Genomic DNA, 6781 nt, shown 5'->3' with positions numbered 1-6781 from the left:
CCCAGATGATGGCGGTCTGGTCGCCGCGCTTCTTCAGGTGCCGGTCGATGCAATTGTAGGAGACGTTGGTCAGCCCATCCTCGAACCACTTGATCGAGACCTTGCCGTCGAAGGAGGTGTTCTTGACCTTGGTGAAGGGCTTGAACCAGTCGATCCGCTTGCCATGCTTGGCCCAGAACTTGTCCGGATTTTTCACGCTGTCGGCGTACCATTTGAGATAGGTGTCGTTGTCGATCAGCGCGTTCTTCTTCCACGCCGGCTGGACGCGGTGGACATGAACCTCGGACATTCCTTGACTTCCTCCCGAACCATTCCGACGGCTGGGCACCGACGGTCTCGCGGCGAAGCAGCCGCGAAATTCGCGCGCATTATTAACAGTTCCGCGCCGACGGCAACATTAGACGTTCGATTCGCGTGGCGGGATGACGCAGGGTCAATGCGAAATGCTGTCAGCACTCGCTTGCCAACGCTGCTAACCGACTGTTTTGGCGAAGGAAAAGCCAGATCGGTTCAGCAAAAATCAATAGACAATTAAAGAACTGAGCGCAGAATCACGCATTGGGAGGAAAGGAGATCCGACCAAGGAACCGCAAATGCGCGACCATTGCGAAATGGACCTGATGCTCAGGGGTTACGGGCTGACGACGGCCAAGATTCTCTATCACTTCCCGGACCACCCGCACCTCCTGCAAAGCTACGTCTGGCAGGACTACGACATCGCTCCCAAGTTCCCGGTGCTGATCCGCTTCATCGAGTTCTGGAAGAGCAAGCTCGACGGACCGCTGCACTCGGTGACGTACACGCATCAGAAGCTGATCGCGCCGAATGAGTGGCGCAAGGTGGATGGGGAGTTCGTGCTGCACTGAGCGGTGGCACTGCTGATCTCCCCCGCAAGGGGGGAGATTGGCAGCTTCCACGCTGTTGCCGTCACACAGCCGGCGGGTTCAGCCGGGCGAAGCCTTCCTGGCGGCGATAGGGGAAGTAGGGGTAAGGCGTCGTCACTGCGCTCGCTTCGTCGAGCGTCCTGATCTGGTCCTGCGTCAATGTCCAGCCGACGGCCCCCAGGTTCTGGCGCAATTGCTCCTCGTTGCGGGCGCCGATGATCACCGACGAGACGGTCGGCCGCTGCAGCAGCCAGTTGATGGCGACCTGCGGGACCGTCTTTCCTGTCTCTTCCGCGACCGCGTCAAGCGCGTCGACAACCCGGTAGAGATGCTCGTCCTGGACCGGAGGCCCGAAATCGGCGGTGCCGTGCAGACGGCTCTTTTCCGGCAGCGGCTGCCCGCGACGGATCTTGCCGGTCAGCCGGCCCCAGCCGAGCGGGCTCCACACAAGCGCGCCGACGCCCTGGTCGAGACCGAGCGGCATCAGCTCCCACTCGTAGTCGCGCCCAACCAGCGAGTAATAGACCTGATGGGCGACATAGCGCGGGTAGCCATGCTTGTCGGCTTCGGCCAGCGACTTCATCACCTGCCAGCCGGAGAAATTGGAGACGCCGACATAACGCAGCTTGCCGGAGCGCACGAGGTCGTCCAGCGTCGACAACACCTCCTCGATCGGCGTCGAGGCATCGAAGGCGTGGAGCTGCAGCAGATCGATGTAGTCGGTGCCGAGGCGCTTCAATGCCTGATCCACGGACCGGATCAGCCGCGAGCGGGACGAGCCCCAATCGGCGGGGCCGTCGCCCATCGGCAGCGAGGTCTTAGTCGAGATCAGGACCGCGTCGCGACGCCCCTTGATCGCTTCGCCCAGCACTTCCTCCGAAGCTCCGTTCGAATAGACGTCGGCCGTGTCGAAGAGATTGACACCCGCCTCCAGGCAGATGTCGATCAATCGACGCGCTTCCTTCGCGTCGCTGTTGCCCCAGTGGCCGAACAGCGGACCGGAGCCGCCAAAAGTTCCCGCGCCGAAGGAAAGTGCAGGCACTTTCAGGCCGGAAGCGCCGAGACGTCGATAGTCCATGATTATTCTCCTGTGATGTCGAGATCAGAATTCAGCCTATCAGCATTGCGCCGGCGCGGGCGCGCCGATCGCGCGGCCGCGTTCGAGGCGCAGCGCCATGAGCACCACGCCAAGCGCGGCGAGCGGCACGAGGCCGGCAACGAGGGGAACGGCGCCAAGGCCGGGGCCGTGGTCGATGACGAAGCCGCCGAGCCAGGCGCCGATGGCGTTGCCGAGATTGAAGGCAGCTATGTTGAAGGAGGAAGCGAGGCCCTGACCGGCACCCCTGGCCTTCTCCAGCACCCACATCTGCAGCGGTGCGACGGTGGCGAAGGCGGCAGCACCCAGCAGGCCGACGGCGATGATGGCGGCAATCGGCTGATGGATGGCGGCGGTCATAAGGAACAGGATGGCGGAGAGCGCGATCAGCGTGCCGATGACCGTCGGTGCCAGATGCTTGTCCGCCAGCCGTCCGCCGAGCAGGTTGCCAGCGACCAGCCCGCCGCCGAAGACCAGCAGGATAGGCGATACGGCTGCCTCCGAAAAACCGGTGACACGGGTTAGGATCGGCGCCAGATAGGTGAAGGCGGCGAACACGCCGACCCAGCTCAGCACCGTGGTCAAAAGGCCAAGCAGCACCGGGCGGCGGCCGAGCACGGCGAGCGTGCCTTCGGAGTTGTGCTCCTCCTCGCCGGTCGGCGCCGGGTCGTCGCGCGGCACCAACAGCGCGATCACAGCAAAGGCGACGACACCGACCAGCGTGACGGCGAGGAACGTGGAGCGCCAGCCATAGGCCTGGCCGAGCCAGGTGCCGAACGGCACGCCGAGGATGTTGGCGACGGTGAGGCCGGTAAACATCAACGCGATGGCCGAGGCCTTCCGGTTGGGCGCGACCAGGCCGGTGGCGACTACCGAGCCGACGCCGAAGAAGGAGGCATGGGCGAAGGCGGTGAGCACGCGCGCGGCCATCAGCGTCCAGTAGTCGGGCGCCAGCGCGCAGGCGAAGTTGCCGACGGTGAAGACCACCATCAGGGCAAGCAGAAGCGTTTTGCGTGGCAGGCGGCCTGTGAGCGCTCCGAGCAGCGGCGCGCCGACGACGACGCCGAGCGCATAGCCGGAAATTAGCAGGCCGGCGGCCGAGATCGAGACGCCGAGATCGGCGCTGACATCGAGCAGCAGGCCCATGATGACGAATTCCGTGACGCCGATGCCGAAGGCGCCGGCGGTGAGGGCATAGAGAGCGATAGGCATGGCGGTGGTCCGTCCGGTCAAGCAGAGGGCGCTCAGTCCCGCGCCTAGATTTTTTGTTGGAGCATGGTCCGGCTCGAAAGATCGTGTCTCGACGACCTGTGAACCAGCCTTGCAATGGGCACATTTTCTGTGAAATAGATTCACGAATGGCGAGACCGGAAATCAATCGCTCCGGCGAGATCGAAGTGTTCGTGCGCGTCGTCGAGGCGGGCAGTTTCTCGGCTGCGGCGCGTCGGCTCCGCATGACGCCATCGGCGGTCAGCAAGCTGATGGCGCGGTTGGAGGCGCGGCTCGGCGCGCGGCTCATCAGCCGTTCGACGCGGCGGCTGCAATTGACGCCGGAGGGAGTGGCCTTCCACGACAGCGGCCTGCGCATCCTCGCCGACCTCGACGCCGCGGAACGCGAAGCGGCGGCGGGTGCGGCGCCGCGTGGGCGGCTCAGGGTCAACAGCTATGTGCCGTTCGGCCAGCACAAGCTGATGCCGCTCCTGCCTCGGTTCCTCGAACGCTATCCGGAAATCTCGGTCGAGGCGGTGCTGACCGACAGCGTCATCGACCTCATGGAGGAACGTGCCGATGTCGCCATCCGGGCCGGGCCGCTCAGCGCGTCACGGCTGGTGGCGCGCAAGCTCGGCCAGAGCCGGATGGCGGTGGTGGCGGCGCCGTCCTATCTCGAAGCGTGGGGCGTGCCTGCCACGCCCGCAGACCTCGGCCGCCACAATCTGCTCGCCTTCGGCTTCGTACGGCATGTCGATGGCCTGCCTTTCGTCGATGTCGACGGCTCGCCAATCATCGTTCCGATTGCCGGCAACGCGACAGTCAGCGACGGCGAGGCGATGCGCCTTGCGGCGCTCTCGGGTGCCGGTATCGCACGGCTGGCGCGCTGGCATGTCGAGCCCGATATCGTCGCCGGTCGCCTCGTGCCGCTGCTGGAGAATTTCAATCCTGGCGACATTGAGCCAACGCATGCCGTCTATGTCGGCCAGGGCAAGCACCTGCCGTCACGCGTGCGGGCCTTCCTCGATTTTCTCGCCGAAACCGTTCGTCTCTGACGGCGAAAGCCGCGCGTCGGAGGGCGTTCCGCTTTCGAGAGTTAGAAGGCGGCGGTTCAAGGCAATTCCAAGCAACGGCCGCGCTTGAATGGCCCGGTATCCATAGGGCCAGCAACGTGGTTGGTGCCAGCCCGCGCTTGGAGGCCGGGCCAACAAGCCCTTACGGGGTGACAATATTAGCAAGTCGTGATTAATACGCGAAGGGGCAACATCTGGACGTCAGGTGATCGGAAAAGGGGGAGCAATTGCAATATGTTGGGGATCATTGCGGCAAAAAGGTCTACCGGGCAGAGGAGGAAGTCTCGGTCCTGATGCCGGACTGGAGGGGTCGTTTCTACCTTTGGCATATCGACGCCTTAGGTCGCCTGATTTCTGAACGGATCGATAGGGGCGACCCCAGATACGCGCTGGTGACAAAGGATCGGCCTCTGCCGGCGACAGACTAAGAGTCGCGCAAGGCCTTCGACCAATGAAGCAGGCTGGAGAAGCGGCCCGAGGGACGCTTCGCCTGCTGGTTTAAACGGACTGTCCAAACATTGTCCGAGTTCTCATTGCGGCATTCGAAGCCCTTATCTGCCTCGGCGATGGATCAGGTTTTCGGTACGAAAGGCGCTGGGCGCCGGCCGGCGCCCTGTCGCTCCAGCATCCAGCCGGGATATTCGGACGGCAGCGCGCTGACTTCATCGAGTTTCGCGAGATCGTCGGCGTCGAGCTTCAATCCGGTGGCGGCGAGGTTCTGCTCGAGCTGATCCATGCGGCTGGCACCGATGATGACACTCATGACGAACGGCTTGGCCAGCACATAGCCGAGCGCCACCGTGGCGACGCTGACATCATGCTTCTTCGCGATCTCACGCATGACGGCGACCGCCGCCCAGGCGCGATCCTCGTTGACCGGCGGGAAGTTGAAAGAGGCGCGGCGGCCTTCGCCATTGCCAGGTGCGCCAGGACCATATTTGCCCGAGAGCAGGCCGCCCGCCATCGGCGACCAGACCATCAGCCCGAGCTTTTCCTCGTTGAGCAGCGGCACGATCTCGCGCTCGAGGTCGCGGCCGGCGATCGAATAATAGGACTGGATGGTCTCGAAGCGGGCAAATCCCTTGCGCTCTGCAATGCCGAGTGCCTTGGCGATGCGCCAGGCCTGCCAGTTGGAAACGCCGACATAGCGGACCTTGCCGCCGGCAACGAGATCGTCAAGCGCCCGCAGCGTCTCGTCGATCGGCGTCACCGTGTCGGTGCCGTGCAACTGGTAGAGGTCGATGTGGTCGGTCTGCAGCCGTTTCAGGCTTTCATCGACCGAATCCATGATATGGCCGCGCGAGGAACCGCGGTCGTTCGGTCCGTTGCCCATGGCGCCGTGCACCTTGGTGGCGATGATCACGTCCGAGCGCTTGACGCCGAGATCCTTGAACGACTGGCCAAGCAACTGCTCGGACTGGCCGAAGGAATAGACGTCGGCGGTGTCGAAGAAATTGACGCCGGCGGCAATCGACCGGGCGACAATCTCATTGACGCCCTTCTGGTCGAGGCTGGCGATGAGGCCCCATTGGGCGTTCTCGCCGGCGGCGCCGAAGGTCATGGTGCCGAGGCAGAGTTCAGAGACGAAGAGGCCGGTGTTGCCAAGCTGGTTGTAACGCATGATGGGGTTCCCCGAGGCGTGTTGGAGGGCACGAGGGAAATAGGAACGGTGCGTTTCGTTTCAAGTTCCGGTGCGGCTATATAGTGCTGTTGGCCGGATCGATAACGAGGTCGTGAACGGGTATGCCGACAACGCCTGTTCAGGCGCGGCTGCCAAATATGGCCGAGCCGACCCTGACGCTGGTCGCGCCGAAGGCGATCGCGGTTTCGTAGTCGCCGGACATGCCCATCGAGAGTTTTTCCACGCCGGCCTCGCGAGCGAGCTTTTCCAACAGCGCGAAATGCGGCCCGGGATTCTCCTCGGCCGGCGGAATGCACATCAGACCTTCGATGGCGAGGCCATGCACCTCGCGGCAGCGCTTGACGAAAGCGACGGCCTCGCGCGGCTCGATGCCAGCCTTTTGAGGCTCCGAGCCGGTGTTGACTTGGACGTAGAGCTTCAATGCCCGGCTTTGCCTCGCGATCTCCTTGGCGAGTTCGGCGGCGATCTTCTCGCGGTCGACGGTCTCGATGACATCGAAAAGGGCTACGGCTTCCTTGGCTTTGTTGGATTGCAGCGGCCCGATCAGGTGCAGCTCGATATCGGGAAACACCTCCCTCAGCGCCGGCCATTTCGCCTGCGCCTCCTGAACGCGGTTCTCGCCGAACACGCGCTGGCCGGCTTCCAGAACCGGGCGAATGTCGTCGGCCGAAAAGGTCTTCGACACGGCGACCAGCGTGACCGAGCCGGTTACGCGTTTGGCCTCCCGCTCGGCGGTTTCGATCCGCGCCTTGACCGCGTGAAGCTGCTCGACGGCGTTCGTCATGCCTATATCCTGCCTATGGTTTTAGGGCCCACGCCGGATCGCCACAGTTGACGGGTCCGGCAATCCATGGTGAACACCGCGACGACATTTCCC

7 protein-coding genes are annotated in these 6781 nt (G+C 63.7%); 2 read left to right on the top strand and 5 right to left on the bottom strand.

What is annotated here, in order from left to right; translation table 11 throughout:
- Window positions 1-289, bottom strand: a 289-nt coding sequence (locus Q0L57_RS02240; protein ID WP_296737398.1) for an acetyl-coenzyme A synthetase N-terminal domain-containing protein, incomplete at its 3' end; no start/stop codon positions are given.
- A gap of 304 nt (window positions 290-593) precedes the next feature.
- Here Q0L57_RS02240 and Q0L57_RS02235 point away from each other — a divergent pair.
- Window positions 594-866 carry an usg protein gene (locus tag Q0L57_RS02235; protein ID WP_296737395.1) on the top strand — a complete coding sequence of 91 codons (273 nt, stop codon included), beginning with the start codon at window positions 594-596 and terminating at the stop codon, window positions 864-866.
- 61 nt (window positions 867-927) lie between these two features.
- Here the strand turns inward: Q0L57_RS02235 and Q0L57_RS02230 are convergent, their stop codons facing one another.
- Both Q0L57_RS02230 and Q0L57_RS02225 read right to left on the bottom strand, forming a co-directional pair.
- The gene (locus Q0L57_RS02230; RefSeq protein WP_296737393.1) at window positions 928-1962 is read right to left on the bottom strand and encodes an aldo/keto reductase; all 1035 of its coding nucleotides are present in this window, start codon (window positions 1960-1962) and stop codon (window positions 928-930) included.
- A 39-nt stretch (window positions 1963-2001) separates the two neighbouring features.
- Window positions 2002-3192, bottom strand: a complete 1191-nt coding sequence (locus Q0L57_RS02225) for an MFS transporter (RefSeq protein ID WP_296737391.1) — start codon at window positions 3190-3192, stop codon at window positions 2002-2004.
- 146 nt (window positions 3193-3338) lie between these two features.
- On the opposite strand from Q0L57_RS02225, the gene Q0L57_RS02220 reads away from it, so the two are divergent.
- A complete protein-coding gene (locus Q0L57_RS02220; RefSeq protein ID WP_296737390.1) occupies window positions 3339-4244 on the top strand; it encodes a LysR family transcriptional regulator in 906 nt (301 codons plus the stop codon).
- A gap of 589 nt (window positions 4245-4833) precedes the next feature.
- On the opposite strand, the gene Q0L57_RS02215 is transcribed toward Q0L57_RS02220, so the two are convergent.
- Window positions 4834-5883: an aldo/keto reductase gene (locus Q0L57_RS02215; RefSeq protein WP_296737388.1), complete on the bottom strand. Its 1050-nt coding sequence runs from the start codon at window positions 5881-5883 to the stop codon at window positions 4834-4836.
- A gap of 139 nt (window positions 5884-6022) precedes the next feature.
- Window positions 6023-6688, bottom strand: coding sequence for a YggS family pyridoxal phosphate-dependent enzyme (locus Q0L57_RS02210; RefSeq protein ID WP_296737386.1), 666 nt, complete (start codon window positions 6686-6688; stop codon window positions 6023-6025).
- Between the last annotated feature and the right edge of the window lie 93 nt (window positions 6689-6781).

This window comes from Mesorhizobium sp., assembly GCF_024509055.1.
Classification (GTDB): domain Bacteria; phylum Pseudomonadota; class Alphaproteobacteria; order Rhizobiales; family Rhizobiaceae; genus Mesorhizobium.
The sequence above is the reverse complement of the archived record's forward strand: the minus strand, read 5'-3'. Positions and strand labels throughout refer to the sequence as shown.

Bases quoted from the DNA above. Each gene is read 5' to 3' on its own strand.
- Q0L57_RS02235 (WP_296737395.1), top strand. From the start codon at position 594: ATGCGCGACCATTGCGAAATGGACCTGATGCTCAGGGGTTACGGGCTG.
- Q0L57_RS02230 (WP_296737393.1), bottom strand. From the start codon at position 1,962: ATGGACTATCGACGTCTCGGCGCTTCCGGCCTGAAAGTGCCTGCACTT.
- Q0L57_RS02225 (WP_296737391.1), bottom strand. From the start codon at position 3,192: ATGCCTATCGCTCTCTATGCCCTCACCGCCGGCGCCTTCGGCATCGGC.
- Q0L57_RS02220 (WP_296737390.1), top strand. From the start codon at position 3,339: ATGGCGAGACCGGAAATCAATCGCTCCGGCGAGATCGAAGTGTTCGTG.
- Q0L57_RS02215 (WP_296737388.1), bottom strand. From the start codon at position 5,883: ATGCGTTACAACCAGCTTGGCAACACCGGCCTCTTCGTCTCTGAACTC.
- Q0L57_RS02210 (WP_296737386.1), bottom strand. From the start codon at position 6,688: ATGACGAACGCCGTCGAGCAGCTTCACGCGGTCAAGGCGCGGATCGAA.